At 63.4% G+C, this 18,239-nt stretch carries 18 protein-coding genes and 1 tRNA gene; 7 read left to right on the forward strand and 12 right to left on the reverse strand.

Features of this window, described 5'->3' with window-relative positions:
• Nucleotides 1-21 precede the first annotated feature (21 nt).
• From pilB to EEB15_RS18505, 4 genes are all read right to left on the reverse strand, one after another.
• On the reverse strand, nt 22-1,758 hold the full coding sequence (gene pilB, locus EEB15_RS18490) for a type IV-A pilus assembly ATPase PilB (RefSeq protein WP_141511350.1): 1,737 nt from the start codon (nt 1,756-1,758) through the stop codon (nt 22-24).
• A 144-nt stretch (nt 1,759-1,902) separates the two neighbouring features.
• On the reverse strand, nt 1,903-2,484 hold the full coding sequence (locus EEB15_RS18495) for a hypothetical protein (protein ID WP_141511351.1): 582 nt from the start codon (nt 2,482-2,484) through the stop codon (nt 1,903-1,905).
• 918 nt (nt 2,485-3,402) lie between these two features.
• Nucleotides 3,403-5,229, reverse strand: coding sequence for an acetate--CoA ligase family protein (locus tag EEB15_RS18500; protein WP_141511352.1), 1,827 nt, complete (start codon nt 5,227-5,229; stop codon nt 3,403-3,405).
• 21 nt (nt 5,230-5,250) lie between these two features.
• Nucleotides 5,251-5,327 (reverse strand) — tRNA-Pro (locus tag EEB15_RS18505).
• 145 nt (nt 5,328-5,472) lie between these two features.
• On the opposite strand from EEB15_RS18505, the gene EEB15_RS18510 reads away from it, so the two are divergent.
• Nucleotides 5,473-6,282, forward strand: a complete 810-nt coding sequence (locus tag EEB15_RS18510; RefSeq protein WP_141511353.1) for a hypothetical protein — start codon at nt 5,473-5,475, stop codon at nt 6,280-6,282.
• On the opposite strand, the gene EEB15_RS18515 is transcribed toward EEB15_RS18510, so the two are convergent.
• On the reverse strand, nt 6,252-7,004 hold the full coding sequence (locus tag EEB15_RS18515) for a hypothetical protein (RefSeq protein WP_141511354.1): 753 nt from the start codon (nt 7,002-7,004) through the stop codon (nt 6,252-6,254). The two genes, EEB15_RS18510 and EEB15_RS18515, sit on opposite strands and share 31 nt — an antisense overlap.
• Nucleotides 7,005-7,013: 9 nt before the next feature.
• Entirely contained in the window at nt 7,014-7,997 is a 984-nt protein-coding gene (locus EEB15_RS18520; RefSeq protein WP_370283699.1) for a polyprenyl synthetase family protein, read from the reverse strand.
• A gap of 153 nt (nt 7,998-8,150) precedes the next feature.
• On the opposite strand from EEB15_RS18520, the gene rplU reads away from it, so the two are divergent.
• The 4 genes from rplU (at nt 8,151) to proB (ending at nt 11,002) form a co-directional block, all read left to right on the forward strand.
• Nucleotides 8,151-8,462, forward strand: a complete 312-nt coding sequence (gene rplU / locus EEB15_RS18525) for a 50S ribosomal protein L21 (protein WP_141511355.1) — start codon at nt 8,151-8,153, stop codon at nt 8,460-8,462.
• Between the two features lie 12 nt (nt 8,463-8,474).
• The gene (rpmA, locus tag EEB15_RS18530) at nt 8,475-8,732 is read left to right on the forward strand and encodes a 50S ribosomal protein L27 (protein WP_141511356.1); all 258 of its coding nucleotides are present in this window, start codon (nt 8,475-8,477) and stop codon (nt 8,730-8,732) included.
• An 81-nt stretch (nt 8,733-8,813) separates the two neighbouring features.
• Complete coding sequence (cgtA, locus tag EEB15_RS18535) at nt 8,814-9,881, forward strand: Obg family GTPase CgtA (RefSeq protein ID WP_141511357.1); 1,068 nt, start codon at nt 8,814-8,816, stop codon at nt 9,879-9,881.
• On the forward strand, nt 9,878-11,002 hold the full coding sequence (gene proB, locus EEB15_RS18540; protein WP_141511358.1) for a glutamate 5-kinase: 1,125 nt from the start codon (nt 9,878-9,880) through the stop codon (nt 11,000-11,002). The genes cgtA and proB overlap by 4 nt, the downstream gene beginning before the upstream one ends.
• Before the next feature lie 7 nt (nt 11,003-11,009).
• Here the strand turns inward: proB and EEB15_RS18545 are convergent, their stop codons facing one another.
• Both EEB15_RS18545 and EEB15_RS18550 read right to left on the reverse strand, forming a co-directional pair.
• Nucleotides 11,010-11,501 carry a CNP1-like family protein gene (locus tag EEB15_RS18545; RefSeq protein WP_141511359.1) on the reverse strand — a complete coding sequence of 164 codons (492 nt, stop codon included), beginning with the start codon at nt 11,499-11,501 and terminating at the stop codon, nt 11,010-11,012.
• Nucleotides 11,491-12,132, reverse strand: a complete 642-nt coding sequence (locus EEB15_RS18550; RefSeq protein ID WP_141511430.1) for an RNA pyrophosphohydrolase — start codon at nt 12,130-12,132, stop codon at nt 11,491-11,493. The genes EEB15_RS18545 and EEB15_RS18550 overlap by 11 nt, the downstream gene beginning before the upstream one ends.
• A gap of 92 nt (nt 12,133-12,224) precedes the next feature.
• Between EEB15_RS18550 and EEB15_RS18555 the strand changes: the two genes are divergently transcribed.
• Both EEB15_RS18555 and EEB15_RS18560 read left to right on the forward strand, forming a co-directional pair.
• Complete coding sequence (locus tag EEB15_RS18555) at nt 12,225-14,018, forward strand: proline--tRNA ligase (protein ID WP_141511360.1); 1,794 nt, start codon at nt 12,225-12,227, stop codon at nt 14,016-14,018.
• Nucleotides 14,015-14,695 carry a lytic transglycosylase domain-containing protein gene (locus EEB15_RS18560; protein ID WP_141511361.1) on the forward strand — a complete coding sequence of 227 codons (681 nt, stop codon included), beginning with the start codon at nt 14,015-14,017 and terminating at the stop codon, nt 14,693-14,695. Before EEB15_RS18555 ends, EEB15_RS18560 begins: the two co-directional genes overlap by 4 nt.
• Nucleotides 14,696-14,703: 8 nt before the next feature.
• On the opposite strand, the gene EEB15_RS18565 is transcribed toward EEB15_RS18560, so the two are convergent.
• The 4 genes from EEB15_RS18565 to prfA form a co-directional block, all read right to left on the reverse strand.
• A complete protein-coding gene (locus EEB15_RS18565) occupies nt 14,704-15,702 on the reverse strand; it encodes an AAA family ATPase (protein ID WP_141511362.1) in 999 nt (332 codons plus the stop codon).
• Nucleotides 15,703-15,873: 171 nt separating this feature from the next.
• Nucleotides 15,874-16,200: a Grx4 family monothiol glutaredoxin gene (grxD, locus tag EEB15_RS18570; RefSeq protein WP_141511363.1), complete on the reverse strand. Its 327-nt coding sequence runs from the start codon at nt 16,198-16,200 to the stop codon at nt 15,874-15,876.
• Between the two features lie 47 nt (nt 16,201-16,247).
• Nucleotides 16,248-17,084 (reverse strand): peptide chain release factor N(5)-glutamine methyltransferase, encoded by an 837-nt coding sequence (gene prmC / locus EEB15_RS18575; RefSeq protein ID WP_141511364.1) that lies wholly within the window; start codon nt 17,082-17,084, stop codon nt 16,248-16,250.
• Entirely contained in the window at nt 17,084-18,175 is a 1,092-nt protein-coding gene (prfA, locus tag EEB15_RS18580) for a peptide chain release factor 1 (RefSeq protein WP_141511365.1), read from the reverse strand. The genes prmC and prfA overlap by 1 nt, the downstream gene beginning before the upstream one ends.
• Nucleotides 18,176-18,239: the final 64 nt, after the last annotated feature.

Genomic DNA, 18,239 nt, shown 5'->3' on the forward strand with positions numbered 1-18,239 from the left:
GTACTCCTCTAAACCCTGCCGTTATACATTGGTGCAGCCCAGCACCTCTTCGAGCGAGGTCACACCGAGCCTGACCTTGTAGAGACCAGACTGCCGCAGGCTCTTGACGCCATCCATTTCGGCTTGTTTGGCGATTTCCAGGGCGCTGCCGTCGGCCAGGATGATTCGCTGGATATCTTCGGTGATGGGCATGACCTGGTAGATGCCGACCCGTCCCTTGTAGCCGTTGTTGCACATCGAGCAGCCCACCGGACGGTAGGGCGTCCAGGTACCGTCGACGTCTTCCTCCTTGAAGCCCGCTTCGAGCAGCGTTTCGTGGGGGATGTCGGCGGGCGCCTTGCAATTGACGCACAAGCGCCGCGCCAGCCGCTGGGCGGTGATGAGGATGACGCTGGATGCGATGTTGAACGGCTGGATGCCCATGTTGCGCATCCGCGTCAGCGTGGTGGGCGCATCATTTGTGTGGAGCGTCGACAGCACCAGGTGGCCCGTCTGGGCTGCCTTGATGGCGATGTCGGCGGTCTCCAGGTCGCGGATTTCGCCGACCATGATGACGTCCGGGTCCTGCCGCAGGAATGACTTGAGCGCGGTCGCGAAGGTCATTCCCGCCTTGTCGTTCATGTTGCACTGGTTCACGCCGGGCAGGTTGATTTCGGACGGGTCTTCAGCCGTCGAGATGTTCACGCCCGGCTTGTTCAGGATGTTCAGGCAGGTGTAGAGCGACACCGTTTTGCCCGAGCCGGTAGGCCCGGTGACCAGGACCATGCCGTAAGGCCGTGACACCGCGTCCAGCAAGCGGGCCTTCTCTTCGGGCTCGTAGCCCAACGCATCGACGCCCAGCTTGGCGCTCGACGGGTCCAGGATACGGATCACGATCTTCTCGCCGAAGAGCGTGGGCAGGGTGCTGACGCGAAAGTCGATCACCCGGTCGGGGCCGATCTTGAGCTTCATCTTGCCGTCCTGCGGCACCCGCTTCTCCGAGATGTCCATGCGCGAGATCACCTTGATCCGCGACGCCAGCTTGTCCTTGATGGCGATCGGGGGCGACGCGATCTCGCGCAATTCCCCGTCGACGCGGAAGCGCACCCGGTAGTTGAATTCGTAAGGCTCGAAGTGCAGGTCCGACGCCCGCATGCTGAACGCGTCCAGCAGCATCTTGTGCAGGAACTTGACGACCGGGGCGTCCTCGACTTCCGAGGTGACGGTGTCGGCGTCCTCCTGGACGCCCGTGTCCATCGTGGACTCGTCGAATTCGAAGTCGTCGCCGATGATGCTGTCCATCGCCTCGGAGGCGGTGGCCGAACTCGCCTCGACCATCTTGATCAGCTTGTCGTATTCGGCAATGATCCAGTCCACCCCCATCTGGGTGGCGAACTTGATTTTTTCGGCGGCCTGCTGGTCCGACGGATCGGCGGTGGCGACGATCAGGCGGTTGTTGCGCTTGCTCAGCACCACCACGCGAAAGGCCTGGCAGATCTTGATGTCCAGCAGGTTCTTGGGCAGCCGCGGCAGATCGATGGCGTCGAGGTCGAGCAGCGGCGCACCGAACGCGGTGGACATCGTGTGGGCCAGGTCGGAGGCCGAGACGGCGCCCGACCCCGTCAGTTCCGCGATGAAGCTGTTGCGACTGGCCTGTGCCTTGCGGGAAATGTCCTCCGCCGACTTCTGTCCCAGCTTGCCGGCTGAAATCAGTGCGCGCGCCAAACCCGGCAACGCCATGGGCGAGGCTTCGGTTACTGAAGGGTCGACTGCGGCCATGGGCGTCTGTACGTGTGGATACGGATGCCTACGTTTGTAAACCTCCGCGCCGATCATCGCCGATTGGACTTGTCCTGTAAATGATGGAAGCGCCAATGGGGGCGCGGTAGTTGGCAGGATGAGACGGAGTGCCCAAACGCCTTGTTACGAGCGTTGGTGCAGCGTCGAAAATGCGAGCGGCAACGACATGAGGATTCGAGGTCCGTCGATATGGGGGGGTACCGAGTCGGACGCCGAGCTGGCCAGCTTGAACCGAGGGTAATACCCGGCAATGTTGCACAACTCGATGTCGATACCGCCAAGGTTCGTGAAGTCGCATCGGGTGCTTTTTGTTCCGGCGATGAACCGCCGGGTCCGTTCCTTGAACCGCGACCGACGCTCCAGTTCTGCGAGGCGCGATTCGAAATCGCTCCCGGCCCTCCCGTTCACTGCGCAGAACCAATGGGACAGGGTTTCGATGACCGGCCCCGCCGCATCCCGGGTCAAAAAACGGGGCAACCCGTCCCACCGCATCCGAGCGAGGAATTCGCGCTGCGCAAGCGCAAGTTCGAGCGAAGCGCCATCGGCGATATCGTGGGGGCGGCCCGCCAGCACCGCCAGCAACGTTTCGGGGCGGTTGACGGTGGAACGGGACGGCGCTTGCGGAATCTCGCGTTGCCGAATCCGGTTCGCCGCCGTCTCGACATCGCAGAAATTCAGGCAATACGGCGGCGCGTGCGTTCTCAAGGCAATCGGGTGCGCTGGCATCCACCGTGAAGAACACGACGAAGACTTCGTCGCCGGCCTCTTGCACCAGCTGTCCGATCGAGCTGTCGATCGCCTGATGCACGGCCAGCAAAGGATCCTCGTCACCCTGGCGCAGGACGCCAAGGGGATGTGCCTGACTCAGGTGCCACATCAGGTGGCCGGCCGTGTGGGCCTCGGAGTACTGCACGATGAACAGGTCCCAATCTTCGCTTTGCATCAGTTGCCGGCAAGCGGCAATGCGCCGCTCGACCGAACGCACCTGGGTTTCGGCATACGCCTGCATCACTTCCGGCCGGTACAGGCTGGGGACGGCATAGGACACTCCTTGCCTTTGGGACATGTCATTGACCGTGGCCAAGGCGTCGGACATCTTGGGATCGGGCCCGAACCGGTCCAGCAGCTGCTCCATCAGCCCGGGTGGGTCCGATTGGGGAAAGGCTTCGTTGAGTTCGCTGGCAAACCCCACGACCTGCAGGCCGTCGACGCCTGGCACGATGGGCGCCGTCAGGTCGAACGCGACCACACGGCGCTGTCCGGCAAGCGCGTAGAACACCGGCGCGGAGAGCCAGTCGAAGATCGAGGCCTCGTCGAATGCATAGGTCGCAGGATTCCAATAATCCAGCCAGTGATCCCAGCGGTCACGCCTTCGGCCCGCGAGGATGGGTATCCAGCAGTGCTCATTGCTGTCTCGCTTGACCGAGGAGATGGTGACGCCCGACGCCCGACGCCCGCTGCTGCAGCTTCTGGAGTTGTGGCAGCTTTCCCTCGGCGATCCATCGCAGCAGCAACTCGTGTTGGGGGGGCGTCCAGGGCCACCGCCAGCACCTTCCGGCGGTCCTGCTGGAACAAACGGCGGGTCACGGGTTCCATGGGCGGGCCAATTTTCGCAGCTCCACGTCAGCGCGAACGCAAGGATTGCGGCGCAGACGTGATGGCGCGGGCGGCTCCGCCCTTGAGCATGGCTTGGCTGTGGGCCAAGGCGAGCTTGTCCGCGTGGGACGCCGCGTCCTCTCCGGCGATCATCACGCTGTCAAAGCGATCCGCCGGGAGCCCATGGCGAAGAATGTCCTCGACGGTCATGACGCACAGGGCGCCGGTGATCGCTTTGTCAAGCAGCGCAATCCGGGCCGCATGGAAGGAGTTTTCCGCATCACCCACTCTTGCGCCGTCCACCCACACACCTTGGGCTGCGGCCAAGCCGTTGCAGTTGCGCTCCTGCATGAACGCCTGCAACTGCTGCGCGTCAGGGCAGTCAAGGCCGGTGGCGCAGAGCAGCAGGTGAACAGGCACGCGGCCATCGCCGTTCAACAATTCTTTCAACGTCTGCCCGTAGACCTCGGGCGCCAATGCGTAGCCGACTTGCGGCTTGGAGTTCAGCTCGATGATCACCGCGCCCGTCTCAAGCCATGACTTTGAAATGTCCGGTATCAAGAAATCCACACCGCAGAGGTCGAGCAACGCTGCCCGGACCGACCGGACGGCAAGTGCGATGTTGTCGGGATGGGCTTGTGCGACCGGTATCAGCGTCTGGATACCGCCAGCAGAGATGTTGTTCTTGCGCCGTAGCGCGACAAAGCAGCCGGCGCCCGGAACGTGGTCCGGCGACAAACCGCACTCCGAAAGCAACCCGAGCGCTTCGTCATCGAGATGCAGCAATGGCTTGCCGTGCTGGCGGAAATAATTTCTGAAGCGAGGTGTTTCCTGGCTCGAAGCCACGAGTTCAGCGACTGTGTGCACGCTGTCGCCTGTCACCCCGCCGGCACTGCGGCGCAGAATTTTCACCACGCGGTTCTTCAGGACCGTCAGCCGGTAGTCTTCACCATCGTGATGCTTCTCCACGAGGATGGTCCTCGAGTGCTCGAGAGCGGCCCGGTAGGCAGTCACCAAGGCTGCGTCATCACGCAATCCCGCAGATACGCCCCGCCCCTGTTCCTGGTCGTCGGGCTTGATCACGACGGGGTAACCAAGGGTCTGTGCAAGTTCCAGCGCGTGGCGCTCGTCGTGAGCGACCGAGTGGCGAGGCACCGGCACGCCGGACAGGCGCAACACATGGGCGGTCTTGCGCTTGCTCGCGGCGATATGCACACCCAGCGCGGAGGTCTGGTCGGTCTGCGTGCTGTTGAGCCAGCGCGAGTTCGCGCCATAGCCGAAACAGTAGGTGTCGCCGAAAAGCGCCCGGGCCGGAATGTCCAGGTCGTGCGAAGCGCGTAGCAGATGGAAGTTGTTGATGCCGCCGAGGGCGTGTACACGCAGGCTTTTGACCAACCCCTCGAAGTCGCGCATGGCCCTGGCGGCGTGGGCCTTGGGGTCCCGCATGTTCAGCAGGTCGTTGAGGGTCTTGACGATCCAGTCCATCGCTTGCTGGGTGGCCTGGGGGGAGTGATAGGGCACTGCCACCATGAACTGGCTGATACCTGCAACACGACGCGCGGAGACAATGCGAGAGTTGCCGAAGACCGGGATCTTTTGTTGGCGTTGTGCCACCGTATGCCAATGCAGCAGGCGGTGGACCATCGATTCCGCCGTACTGGAAGTCTCTTGCGGAAGCGCGATCTCTTCGTCGAAGAGCGGACGCATGACCTCGTCCAGCGCCGAGAAGCTGTAGTCTTGGGGAAGGACAACGTCGATGCCGCCCTGCGCCGTAGGCTCCCTCAGCCCATAGGCAACACCCTGAAGGGCACGCCATTCGGGATGAAGACGGATGCTGCTGGGATTTGGGGTCACGGCGCGCCGTCGCAATAAGTCTGGTCGGGGTGAGAGGATTCGAACCTCCGGCCTCTACGTCCCGAACGTAGCGCTCTACCAGGCTAAGCTACACCCCGTCTGCCTGTTCGCCGCATTGCCCTCGATAGGATGGCAGCGCCGCAGCAGTAAGCCGCTGATTGTAGCAAAACCAAAGCGGCCCACATGTGCCGGCAAGCGCCTTTCCGGCGCCGCCGAGCAGGTCGGCCCGACTAACATCGGTGCATGCTCGCCGCACGCCCCCCGGATCAAGCCGCCATTGAATCTGTCCTGGGCGCCGCCAGCCACGACGACATCTACCTGTCCCCGCATTCCGACGACATCTGTTTTTCGTTGGGCTGTCTGGCGAGGCAACGGCATGCAGGGTCGCTGATCACCGTTTTCCCCATCAGCTTTTACCGGGCCGACCAGACTTCGATCAATGCGGGCCAGATGCTCGCGACAACGCGGCGGAGGCTGGCGGAAGATGCCGCGTTTGCGCAGGCATGTGGCCTCGGCGCCAACGTGTTGGACTATCCGGACGCGCTGGCCCGGGGCCAGGGGCCTTTCGACTCGGCGCAGTACGCGGGCGCATCGCAGTTGATCCAGGGCAAATTGATCGCCGCCCTGATGGGGCCGACCGTCGGCCGGCGTCCGACCTCCCGGCCCTGGCTCTTTTGTCCAGCGGGCATAGGAGCGCACGTGGATCATCTGGCGGTGCTCAACATCGTTATCAGGGGGCTGCGCCAACTCAGGACACACTACCGCGTGGCCTTCTACGAGGACCTGCACTACGCGGCCAACAACGTCCGCCGGGAGCGCGGCCTGGAGGTCCTGCGGCAGTGGCTCGGTGGACGCGAACTGCAGCGTTGGTCACTCATTCTCGATCGCCGGCACCAGCAGGAGGCCAAGCTGCAACTGGTCGGCCTGTACTCCAGCCAGCTGACGCCGGCCATCCGTTCGATTCGAGCCTATACGCCCGCCGTGCCGGGGCCTGCCGTGCCCCACGAGGCGTTGTGGATGTTTCAGGAAGACATGCACCAGCTACCAGGGTAGTGCTTCATCGCAGCCCGCAGCAGTTGGGTTTCTGCCAGGTCGTCCACCAGGCAGCGGCGGTAAAGGGAATCCGGCTGATTCTCTGCGATCGGCTCCAGCAGGCCGGAAGGGCGCCTGATGCAGATGCGTTGGGTCTTCTGCCGAACGGCGTCGATCATGAGTTGCAGATCCGCCATGTTCGGGTTCAGCCATCCGTCAGGCTCGATTCGGATGGCACTGCTGTGAAAGGCGATGGTCCCCGTTCCCAGTTCGTCCACGACGACGTCGAAACTGAGGGCCTTGCTGAAGTGAAGCAATTGACGGTCTTTGACATAGGACGCGATGGGCACTTTGTAAACTGCGCCGTGCATGCCGACAACGGGGCGGTAATCGTGCCGGTGCAGCGCGGCTGCGAGGTGATCCACGTACCCGTCACCATAGATGATGTCGTCGTCGAAACAGAAGTACAGGCATGGCCCAGGCTGCAGACTCAATCCATGGAACTTGCCCGCGGTGGCCAGGCTGCTGGCCGGATTTTCTGGCAGCAACGCCACAACCTTGGGCATGGCTGAAAGCTCCTGCGGAACTTCCTCGTATTTGTCGAGATAGAGGTAGAGCGTGTCCACCTGCGCGACGATGTAGGGAAGCGCGATGCGCAGGCTTTCAAGGCGGCTGGGCATGGTTGCCATGCCGCCGATGCGCGGCAGCAGCTTGGCCGGAAGCTTCAGCTCGCTGTCGCGCACGAGGGCGCCTCAGTTGCGGCGCTGAAGGAGTTGAGCGGCCAACTGCAGCAAGCCCTGGCTATAACCATTCTGCGGCAGTTGACCCGCGGCGGCCACGGCGCGGCGCGCTTCGGCTGCCGCTGCCTCGCGCGTCACCTCCAGAGCGCCCGTTTCGCGCACGATGGCCACGATGCGGTCAAGTTCGGCAACACCGCCGGTTTCGATGGCGTGGCGGATCAAGCCGCGCTGCTCAGGCGTGCCCCGCTGCATGGCCGCGATGAGCGGCAGCGTGGCCTTGCCTTCGCGCAGGTCATCTCCCAGGTTCTTGCCCATCTCGCCCGCATCGCCGTCATAGTCGAGCACGTCGTCGATGACCTGGAAAGCCGTCCCGAGCGCCTGGCCATAGTTCGCGCAGGCTTCCTCCACTTCCGGGCTGGCATGGGCCAGCACCGCGCCCAGGCGGGCGCTGGCTTCGAACAGCTTGGCGGTCTTGGAGCGGATCACCCGCAGGTAAGCTGCTTCGTCCAGCGAGGCGTCGTGCATGTTCATCAGCTGCAGCACTTCGCCTTCGGCGATCACGTTGGTGGCGTCGGCCAGGATTTCCATGATGCGCATCTGGCCCGCGTCCAGCATCATCTGGAAGGCCCGCGAATAGAGAAAATCGCCCACCAGCACACTGGCCGGATTGCCGAAGCTTTCGTTGGCGGTGGCCCGCCCGCGGCGCAACGTGGATTCGTCCACCACATCGTCGTGCAAAAGCGTGGCCGTGTGGATGAACTCCACGACCGCGGCGAGATTGAAGCGCTGCGGCCCGGTGTAGCCCAGTGCGCCGCAGACGAGCAGCAGCAAAGCCGGGCGCAAGCGCTTGCCGCCGGCCGAGATGATGTAGCGCGACACCTGCCCCACCAGCGGCACGGCCGAATCGAGCCGGCGGGCGATGACGCCATCGACATCGTTCATGTCGTCCGCGATGAGGGAAAGGACCGAGGCGGTGCTGGAGGAGGAGGCAGTCAAGGGCGGGCGGGCTTCAGGGTTTGGCCGATTATAGGAAGCAGGTACTCGTCGCTTGTGGTGCCCGGGTCAGCCGTTGTGAGTGACTGCAAACTATGCTATAGTCATGGGCTCTGCGGAAATCCGTCCGCGGAGACTCACTTTTTAGAGGTCAACATGTACGCGGTCATAAAAACCGGCGGCAAGCAGTATCGCGTTGCTTCCGGCGAAAAAATTAAAGTAGAACAGATTGCTGCGGACGTAGGCCAGGAAATCGTGATCGACCAGGTTTTGGCAGTCGGAAACGGCAGCGAGATCAAGGTCGGCACACCCCTGGTGTCCGGCGCAACTGTGGTTGCCACTGTGGTGGCTCACGGCAAGCACGACAAGGTTCGCATCTTCAAGATGCGCCGTCGCAAGCACTATCAGAAGCGCCAAGGGCATCGCCAGCAGTTCACCGAACTGCAAATCGGCGCGATCGCAGGCTAAGGAGCACTAGTCATGGCACAGAAAAAAGGCGGCGGCTCTACGCGAAACGGGCGGGACTCCCAGCCCAAGATGCTCGGCGTGAAGGCTTTCGGCGGTGAACTCATCAGCGCCGGCTCCATCATCGTGCGCCAGCGCGGCACCAAGTTCCACCCCGGCACCAACGTCGGCGTGGGCAAGGACCACACCCTGTTCGCCCTGGTCGAGGGTCACGTGCAATTCGCCGTGAAGGGCTCGATGAACAAGTCCACCGTGAGCGTGGTCCCGGCGTAAGTCATCAGGCTTTCCTGCAAGAAGGCCCTGCGTTCATTGCGCAGGGCCTTTTTGTTGGTCGGTACTTAAAATCGAGCAATCATGAAATTCGTAGACGAAGCCTTTATCGACATCTCCGCGGGCGATGGCGGCAACGGCTGCGTCTCGTTCCGCCACGAGAAGTACAAGGAATTCGGCGGTCCCAATGGCGGCGACGGCGGCCGCGGCGGGCACGTCTTCGCGGTGGCCGATCCGAACCTGAACACGCTGGTGGACTACCGCTTCTCGCGCCGCCACGATGCCAAGCGTGGTGAACACGGCATGGGCTCCGACATGTTCGGCGCCGCCGGCGACGACATCGTGCTGAAGATGCCCGTGGGCACCATCATCACCGATGCCGAGACCGGCGAAGTCTTGTACGAACTGCTCAAACCCGGCGAGATGATCACCATCGCCAAGGGTGGTGACGGCGGGTTCGGCAACATGCGGTTCAAGAGCGCGATCAATCGCGCGCCGCGCCAGAAAACGCCCGGTTGGCCCGGCGAGGCCAAGAAGCTCAAGCTCGAGCTCAAGGTACTCGCCGATGTCGGCCTGCTGGGCATGCCCAACGCCGGCAAGTCGACGCTCATCTCCGCCATCTCCAATGCCCGCCCTCGTATCGCCGACTACCCGTTCACGACATTGCATCCGAACCTGGGAGTCGTGCGCGTCGGGCCGGAGCAGAGCTTCGTGGTTGCCGATCTGCCCGGCTTGATAGAAGGCGCTTCCGAGGGCGCGGGCTTGGGGCACCTGTTTTTACGGCACCTGCAGCGCACCCGCCTGCTGTTCCACGTCGTGGATCTGGCGCCGTTCGACGACGTCGATCCTGTGGTGCAGGCGAAGGCCATCGTGGGCGAGCTGAAGAAGTACGACGCGGGCCTGTATGAAAAGCCGCGCTGGCTCGTTCTCAACAAGGTCGACATGATCGACGCCGACGAGCGCGAAGCGCGCGTCAAGGACTTCGTCAAGCGCTTCAAGTACAAGGGGCCTGTGTTCCAGATTTCCGCGCTCACGCACGAAGGTTGCCAGGACTTGGCCAAGGCTGCCTGGCAGCACATCAAGGCACAGCAGGTGGCCGAGCAGCCTGCGGTCTACGTCGATCCCCGCTTTGCCGGGGACGCGCCCGAATGAGTTCCACGGTCCTGCAGCGCGCGCGCCGCATCGTCGTCAAGGTGGGGTCGAGCCTCGTCACCAACGACGGCCGGGGCCTGGATGAAGGCGCCATAGGCGAATGGTGCCGCCAGCTCGCCGCGCTGGCCAAGGACGGCCGCGAAGTGATCATGGTGTCCAGCGGCGCCATCGCGGAAGGCATGAAACGCCTGGGTTGGGCGACGCGCCCGCACGAAATCCACGAATTGCAGGCGGCCGCGGCCGTGGGCCAGATGGGCCTAGCGCAGATGTACGAGACCAAGCTGCGCGAGAACGGCATGGGTTCGGCGCAGGTGCTGTTGACGCACGCCGACCTCGCCGACCGCGAGCGCTACCTCAACGCGCGTTCGACGCTGCTCACGTTGCTGCAGCTCAACGTGGTGCCGGTGATCAACGAGAACGACACTGTCGTCAACGATGAGATCAAGTTCGGCGACAACGACACGCTGGGCGCGCTGGTGGCGAACCTCGTAGAAGCAGATGCCCTGGTGATCCTCACCGACCAGAAGGGCCTTTACAGCGCCGACCCGCGCAAGGACCCGGCCGCAACGTTCGTGCACGAAGCGCGCGCGGGCGATGTGGCGCTCGAGGCGATGGCCGGTGGCGCCGGTTCAAGCCTCGGTCGCGGCGGGATGATCACGAAGATCCTCGCCGCCAAGCGCGCCGCGGGGTCTGGGGCATCGACTGTCATCGCCTGGGGCCGCGAGCGGGATTGTCTGTTGCGGCTGGTGGCCGGCGAAGCGATCGGCACTTTGCTTGTCGCACCCACGCAGAAGAGCCAGGCGCGCAAGCGCTGGATCGCCGATCACCTTCAACTGCGCGGCGCAGTGACGGTGGATGAGGGCGCCGCAGCCAAGGTGTGCGCCGAAGGCAAGAGCCTGCTGCCGATCGGCATGATGGCGGTGGAAGGCGAGTTCTCGCGCGGCGATGTCATTGCTGTGCGCGATGCCGGCGGCAGCGAGATCGCCCGCGGCCTGGCCAACTATGCCAGCGCCGAAGCGCGCTTGCTGTGCCGCAAGCCATCCGGAGAAATCGAGCGTTTGCTGGGCTACGTCGCCGAGCCCGAAATGATCCATCGCACCAACCTCGTGGTGCTGCGCTAGCCGTCGGCTAGGGCCGGTCCAACCGGTCGATCGGCGAGCGCAAGTCGCCGAGGATTTTCGACGCCGAGCGGTTCGCGCCGTGGCCCACGCAAGCGCCCGTGCGGGCGATCACCAATGCGTGCCGTGACTGTTGCACCGCCTGCCACTGCGCGTCTTTCGCGACCACCCAGCCACTGCCGGGGTTGTGGCGCGCATAGACCTTGTGTTCCCCCGTGCTGCACCGGATGCCCTCGTACAGGCCGTTGACCACGCCGCTGGTACTGGTGGCCACCACCACATAGCGGACGATGCCGTCGCTTCCGAGCGTCACCGACCCAGGGGCCACACCGAACCGAAGTGTCGACCGCGGTATGTCGAGCGTGATCAACCCGTCCACGTTGATTGCGCCCGGCGGCGGCGCCTCGACTTCACGCCAGTCGGGATCGACCGGCGCAAGTTGGGCGTGTGCGAGCGAGGCCGCCAAGGCGAGCCCCAGCGCCAGGACACGGTCAAGGCGCATGTTTGCCCCCTTGAGGGTTCAGGCTGGACTGCGGGTCAGGCTCGAAAGTCGCACCGGGCGGCAGTTCGATCCCCGCGCCCGGCATCGGCGCTTCCATGTCGTGGCCTTCATGGTCGCGGCCTCGCATGCCGCTGCGCAAGTAGCGATTGCGGTGGTCGTGCCGAGGCAGGAAGCGCGCCAGTTCGGTGAGCGCCATTTCGTAGACACCACGCTTGAATTCGACCACCACGTCGAGCGGCACCCAGTAGTCGTTCCAACGCCAGGCGTCGAACTCCGGATGGTTGGTGGCGCGCAGGTTCAGGTTCCAGTCTTGCCCCGTCAACTGAAGCAGATACCAGATCTGTTTTTGGCCCTTGTAATGGCCACGCGCGTCGCGCCGGATGTACCGGTCGGGCACCTCATAGCGCAACCAGTCCCGGGTGCGGGCAATGATGCGCACATGCTCAGGCTGCAGCCCCACCTCTTCGTGCAATTCACGGAACATGGCTTGCTCGGGCGTCTCGCCCCGGTCAATGCCACCCTGCGGAAACTGCCAGCTGTGGGTGCGTATGCGCTTGCCCCAGAAAACCTGGTTCTTCTGGTTGAGCAGGATGATGCCGACGTTGGGCCGAAAGCCGTCCCGGTCAAGCATAATCAAACCCCAAATTTTTAAACTGAGTTCATTATGCACGGCGCGCTCTGCGCAGGCAAAGAGCTCAGCGGCCAGACGGCGGCCCCCATCCGATGAAAGCATCCCAGTTTTTTATTTCCACCCAGAAAGAAGCACCGGCCGACGCCGAAGTGGTGAGCCACCAACTGATGATGCGGGCGGGCATGGTCAAGAAGCTGGGCGCCGGCATCTACAGCTGGATGCCGATGGGACTGCGGGTGGTGCGCAAAATCGAGGCCATCGTGCGCGAAGAGATGAACCGCGCCGGCGCCGTCGAACTGCTGATGCCGGTGGTGCAGCCGGCCGAGTACTGGCAGGAGACAGGCCGCTGGGAAAAGATGGGCCCCGAGCTGATGCGCGTGAAGGACAGGCACGACCGCGACTTCATCATCCAGCCGACCAGCGAAGAGGTGGTGACGGACATTGCGAGGCAGGAGCTGCGCAGCTACAAGCAGTTGCCGAAGAACCTGTACCACATCCAGACGAAGTTTCGCGACGAGCGCCGGCCCCGATTTGGCGTCATGCGCAGCCGCGAATTCATCATGAAGGATGCGTACAGTTTCGACCGCGATGAAGCCGGCGCCAAGGCAAGCTACCAGGCGATGGCCAAGGCCTACCGCGCGATCTTCGATCGCTTCGGCTTGCGTTACCGCGCCGTGGCTGCCGACAGTGGTGCGATCGGTGGCGACCTGTCGGAGGAGTTCCAGGTGATCGCCGCGACGGGCGAGGACGCTATCGTGTACTGCCCCGATAGCACCTATGCGGCCAACATGGAAAAAGCCGAGGCGCTGCCGCCGAAAGCCGGACCTGTTGAGGGAATTGAATCCCCCGTCGAAGTAGAGACACCAGGCATGACAACCTGTGAGCAAGTTGCGCAGTTTTTGGATGTGCCCCTCGCAAAAACAGTCAAGTCCATCGTCTTGGCTACAGAGGCCAGCGGTCAACAACCTAAGATTTGGCTGCTTCTGATTCGTGGGGATCACACCATGAACGAAGTCAAGGTCGCCAAAATCGCAGGTTTCGAAAATGGATGGCGACCCGCTTCAGCAAGCGAAATCTTCGAGAATTTTGGATGTCGGCCCGGTTACATCGGGCCGTTTGGTAAGCCCGAAGAAGTTGTGCTGCCGCCGTTTCCGGTCGATGATGGTTTCATATCGAGCCCTGTTGGTCGTCCACGCGTGAACCTAGTGGTTGATCTTGAGGTCGCATGTTTGTCGGATTGGGTTTGCGGTGCAAATCGCGACGGATATCACCGCAGAGGCGCGAACTGGACGTTGAGCCATCTTTCGTCCGCGGTTCGAGCAGATATTCGCAACGTCGTGGAAGGCGATCCTTCGCCCGATGGCAAGGGCGCACTCGCCATCGAGCGCGGCATCGAGATCGGCCACATCTTCTTCCTCGGCACCAAGTACAGCGACCCGATGAAGGCGAGCTTCCTCGACGAGAACGGCAAGCCGCAACTGATGCAGATGGGTTGCTACGGCATCGGCATCACTCGGCTGCCGGCAGCCGCCATCGAGCAGAACAACGACGAGCGCGGCATCATCTGGCCCGACGCCATTGCGCCCTTCACGGTCGTGGTCTGCCCGATCGGCATGGACCGCAGCGCCGACGTGAAGGCGGCGGCCGAGAAGCTGCACGATGAACTGCTGGCAGCGGGTGTCGACGTGATGCTGGACGACCGCGGCGAGCGTCCGGGCGCCATGTTCGCGGATTGGGAACTGATCGGCGTGCCGCACCGCGTCGTCATTTCCGACCGCGGCTTGAAAGAAGGCCAGCTCGAATACCAGCACCGCCGCGACGCGCAAGCCACCAAAGTGCCGGCGGGCGAGGTGTTCGGTTTCATCAAGGGCCGGTTGAAACCTTGATTACCCGGCGCAATTGCCTGCGGACCGGCATCGCAGGCGCAACGTCCCTGTGGCTGCCGTCAGAGGCCTGGGCTGGTGCGCAACAGGAGGAAGCGCTCGCGGATTCCGTTCGCAATGCGTTGCGCTCCGCTATTGCCAGTTCGGCTCCGCCCGAACTCGAGTTCCGTGATATCGATGAGCGACTTGCTCATCTCCGCTGGCTGGGCCAGATGAGCGGACGGCTCAGAAGTCGGATACAGAATTGGGACGAACGAAAAGCATTCCTTCAGTGGGTTTGGTATGAGAGCAAGCGGGCCGCTCTTGAGACTAGTCTCGTGCTTGGTCTGATCCAAGTCGAGAGCAACTTCCGCAAGTACGCCGTGAGCCCCGTCGGTGCGAGGGGCTACATGCAGGTCATGCCATTTTGGGCCCGATTGATTGGCAATGGTGAGGTGGACAAGCTATTCATAATGCAGGTGAACTTGCGTTTCGGATGCGTAATACTGCGCCACTACTTGGTGGACCGTGAACGCCTCGACTTGTTCATGGCGCTGGGACGCTACAACGGAAGCCGCGGCAAGCCGCAATATCCCAACGCCGTGCTTGCTGCAAAAAAAAACTGGGAATTCTTTCATCAGCCCCCGGCCCCCGAGCGGCCCGCCGACCCCACAAAGCCCACCACCGGCGGGCCTAACTGAGTGCCCCTCTACTGGACGAAGCCGATCTTTCCCTTCGCGGTTCCTGCCTTCGGCAGGTCGTCTACCGACACTTCACCGCGCTGGCCTAGCCTCGCATTGCCGAAGCCCGTCATCAACGCACGGCGCATGTCGCGCGGCGCCAGGTCAGCCAACTGGTCGAGCAAATCGTCGGCGGGTTCCGGATCGAACCGATCGCCCCAACCGTGTTCAGCGCGTATGGAAGCGTAGAGGTTGCGTGCGATCTGCCGTGCCGCATCGAACGACGGCGGCTCGATCTCGAACACATTCATGCGGTTCATGATCGGCTCGGGGATCGATCTTTCGTCATTGGCCGTCATGATCCAGATCACCTGGCTGGCGTCGATCGCGACTTCCGCGAATTCATCGATGAAGGCGCTGGCGGTGTCGTGCTCCAGCAGGCCGTACATCGCGCCGAGAGGGTCGTATTGCGCGTCGGCGCTGGCCTTGTCGATCTCGTCCACCACGATCACCGGGTTGGCGTACTGGCCCTCGACCAGGGCTTCGAACACCTTGCCGGGCTTCGCGCCCTTCCATTGCGACGATGCACCCGACAGCAGCCAACCGGCTGTCATCGAGCTCATCGGCACCAGGTTCATGCCGGTGCCCAGCAGCTCGGCCAGCTTGCGGGCGAAGTGGGTCTTGCCGATGCCCGGCGGGCCGAGTAGCAGCATGGGCGTGACTTCGAGGCCGTCCCGGCAATCCTGCGACAGCGCCACATGGCGTTTCACGTCGTCAAGCGCGTCCGTGAAGTTGGGCAATTGCTCGTAGAGGCTTGCCATGTCGGGCAGGCCGCTGGGCTTGACCTGGAAGCGTTCGGGACCGCGTTCGAGCATGCGCTCGTAGGTCGTGCGCAGACTCTCATGGTCGCGGCCGGGCAGCTTGGCCAGCTTGCGTTCCACGTCATGCGGGCGGAACACGCTTCGCAAGCTTGCCACGGGCAGCTGGAACGAAGAAGACTGATGAGGAACGAGACTGCGTGATTCCACTTCACACTCCTGTCGGGCTTTGCTCATTCCAGCATAAGCCGTGCCAGGAGGCAATGGCGGGGACCGCAAGCCCGAGCGGATGTCGGAAAAATGCGATCACTGCTGGCAGCCGCGTTGCGCGACTGCTATCAAAGCCGTGGATCCCGAATCAAGTCCGGGACGGCTTTATCTTCAGCTTTGCGTGGTGCCCAGGACTTGCTGCAGCTCACCGCTCTGATACATCTCCATCATGATGTCCGAGCCGCCGACGAACTCACCCTTCACGTAGAGCTGGGGGATGGTCGGCCAGTTGCTGTATTCCTTGATGCCCTGGCGGATTTCCTCGTCTTCCAGCACGTTGACGGTGGTCACGGCTTTCGGATCGACGCCGCAGGCCTTCAGGATCTGGATCGCGCGGCCGGAAAAGCCGCATTGCGGGAAACTGGCGTTGCCCTTCATGAACAGCAGGACGTCGCTGTTTTTGACGAGTTGGTCGATGCGTTGCTGGGTGGCGCTCATGGGGAATCTCCTGGGCAGGCTGCGGGCCTGTGACACGTTGGGACGGATTATCCCAGTTCAAGCCATTGGCCGCCGGAGCAGCGCTCAATGCCCGCCAGGTCCTTGCGGCTGGCCACCGAGCGGAACCCCGCCGCGGCCAGCAATTGCCTCACGGCAGGCGCCTGGTCCCAACCATGTTCCAGCAGCAACCAGCCGCCGGGCCTCAGGTGAGCGGGGGCCTGGGTGGCGATGGCGCGGATGTCGTCCAGGCCGTCGGGTCCCGAGGCAAGCGCGGCCAGGGGTTCGTGGGTGAGGGCGCCCAGATGGGGGTCGGTGGCGGCGACGTAGGGCGGGTTGCTGACGATGAGGTCGTAGCGGCCACCAGCTTCCGCCAGCCAGCACGATCGCCGAAAAGCCACGTCGAGCGACAGGGCCCGCGAGTTTGCGGCTGCGACTTCGAGGGCGCCTTCGCTGGCGTCGATGGCCTCGACGCTCGCCTGAGGGCAGTGCTTCTTGATCGCCAAGGCGATGGCTCCGCTGCCTGTGCCCAGGTCGATGACCGAGGGGTTGTCATCCCGGGCTTGACCCCGGATGACAGCCAGAGCCCATTCCACCAGGGTTTCGGTGTCGGGCCGAGGCACAAGCACGCGCTGATCCACCGCCAACCGCAGGCCGAAGAACTCCTTGTGCCCCACGATGTACGCCAGCGGTTCGCCCGCTGTACGCCTGCGGCAAGAACCCATGAACGCCTCGTGCGCTGCAAGGTCCAGCGCGTCATCGTCATGCGCCAGCAGCCAGGCGCGGCCCTCGTCTTCGCGTTGCACCACATGAAGAAGAAGCAATTGAGCATCCAGCCGCTCCAGTCCCAGCGCGGCGGCCGCTGCGAGCGCCTGCGCAATCGTCATCAGCGACCGCCCAGCCCGATTTCCAACTCTTCCAGCTGTTCGGCCTTGCGCGCCAGCAGCAGCGCCTCGACCACCTCGTCGAGGTCGCCTTCCATGATGAACTGAAGCTTGTAGAGCGTGAGGTTGATGCGGTGGTCGGTCAGGCGCCCCTGCGGGAAGTTGTAGGTGCGGATGCGGTCGCTGCGGTCGCCGCTGCCGATCAAGCCCTTGCGCGTGGCGGCTTCCTTGGCGGCGCGTTCGCTGCGCTCCTTTTCCTTGATGCGCGCCGCAAGGACCTGCATCGCCTTGGCCTTGTTGCGGTGCTGCGACCGATCGTCCTGGCACTCGGCGACGATTCCCGTCGGCAAGTGGGTGATGCGCACGGCGGAGTCCGTCTTGTTGATGTGCTGGCCGCCGGCCCCGCTGGCGCGGTACGTGTCGATGCGCAAGTCGGCCGGGTTGATCTGCACCGCCTGGGCCTCGTCGGGTTCGGGCAGCGCGGCGACGGTGCAGGCGCTGGTGTGGATGCGGCCCTGCGTCTCGGTGGCGGGCACGCGTTGAACGCGGTGGCCGCCCGACTCGAACTTCAGCTTCCCGTACACGCCATCGCCGACGACGCGGATCACCACTTCCTTGTAGCCGCCGACTTCGCCTTCGCTTTCGCTGACGATCTCGACGCGCCAGCTCTGCCGCTCCGCGTAGCGCGTGTACATGCGGAGCAGGTCGCCGGCGAACAAGGCCGACTCGTCGCCACCGGTGCCGGCCCGGATTTCGAGGAAGGTATTGCGCACGTCGTCCGGGTCCTTTGGCAGCAGCAGGCGCTGCAGTTCCTCCTCAAGGCCAGGAATCTCGGCCTCGAGCGCGGCGATCTCGTCACGTGCCATCTCGGCCATCTCGGGGTCTTCGAGCATTTCACGGGCTTGTGCCAAGCCGCTTTCCCGATCGAGGAAGCGCTCGAAAAGCGCTGCCACTTCGCTGACTTCGGTGTGCTCGCGGCCGAGCGCGCGAAAGCGATCCATGTCCTGCACGACTTCGGGCTGTTGCAGGAAGAAGTCCAGCTCTTTCAGGCGGATCGGGTAGCGTTCGAGTTGCTGGCGGAGAAAGGTTTTCATGGGGGAATGACAGATGACAAATGACTTCGCTGCGCTTCAATGACCGCGCTACTTTGTCATTTGT

The sequence above is a fragment of the Ramlibacter sp. WS9 genome (genome assembly GCF_003797765.1).
Classification (GTDB): Bacteria; Pseudomonadota; Gammaproteobacteria; order Burkholderiales; family Burkholderiaceae_C; genus Ramlibacter.

What these genes read in the sequence shown, in the direction of transcription:
- EEB15_RS18555 (WP_141511360.1), top strand. Translation starts at nt 12,225, where the DNA reads ATGAAAGCATCCCAGTTTTTTATTTCCACCCAGAAAGAAGCACCGGCC.
- rplU (WP_141511355.1), top strand. Translation starts at nt 8,151, where the DNA reads ATGTACGCGGTCATAAAAACCGGCGGCAAGCAGTATCGCGTTGCTTCC.
- EEB15_RS18550 (WP_141511430.1), bottom strand. Translation starts at nt 12,132, where the DNA reads ATGCTTGACCGGGACGGCTTTCGGCCCAACGTCGGCATCATCCTGCTC.
- EEB15_RS18545 (WP_141511359.1), bottom strand. Translation starts at nt 11,501, where the DNA reads ATGCGCCTTGACCGTGTCCTGGCGCTGGGGCTCGCCTTGGCGGCCTCG.
- prmC (WP_141511364.1), bottom strand. Translation starts at nt 17,084, where the DNA reads ATGACGATTGCGCAGGCGCTCGCAGCGGCCGCCGCGCTGGGACTGGAG.
- pilB (WP_141511350.1), bottom strand. Translation starts at nt 1,758, where the DNA reads ATGGCCGCAGTCGACCCTTCAGTAACCGAAGCCTCGCCCATGGCGTTG.
- proB (WP_141511358.1), top strand. Translation starts at nt 9,878, where the DNA reads ATGAGTTCCACGGTCCTGCAGCGCGCGCGCCGCATCGTCGTCAAGGTG.
- EEB15_RS18510 (WP_141511353.1), top strand. Translation starts at nt 5,473, where the DNA reads ATGCTCGCCGCACGCCCCCCGGATCAAGCCGCCATTGAATCTGTCCTG.
- grxD (WP_141511363.1), bottom strand. Translation starts at nt 16,200, where the DNA reads ATGAGCGCCACCCAGCAACGCATCGACCAACTCGTCAAAAACAGCGAC.
- prfA (WP_141511365.1), bottom strand. Translation starts at nt 18,175, where the DNA reads ATGAAAACCTTTCTCCGCCAGCAACTCGAACGCTACCCGATCCGCCTG.
- rpmA (WP_141511356.1), top strand. Translation starts at nt 8,475, where the DNA reads ATGGCACAGAAAAAAGGCGGCGGCTCTACGCGAAACGGGCGGGACTCC.
- cgtA (WP_141511357.1), top strand. Translation starts at nt 8,814, where the DNA reads ATGAAATTCGTAGACGAAGCCTTTATCGACATCTCCGCGGGCGATGGC.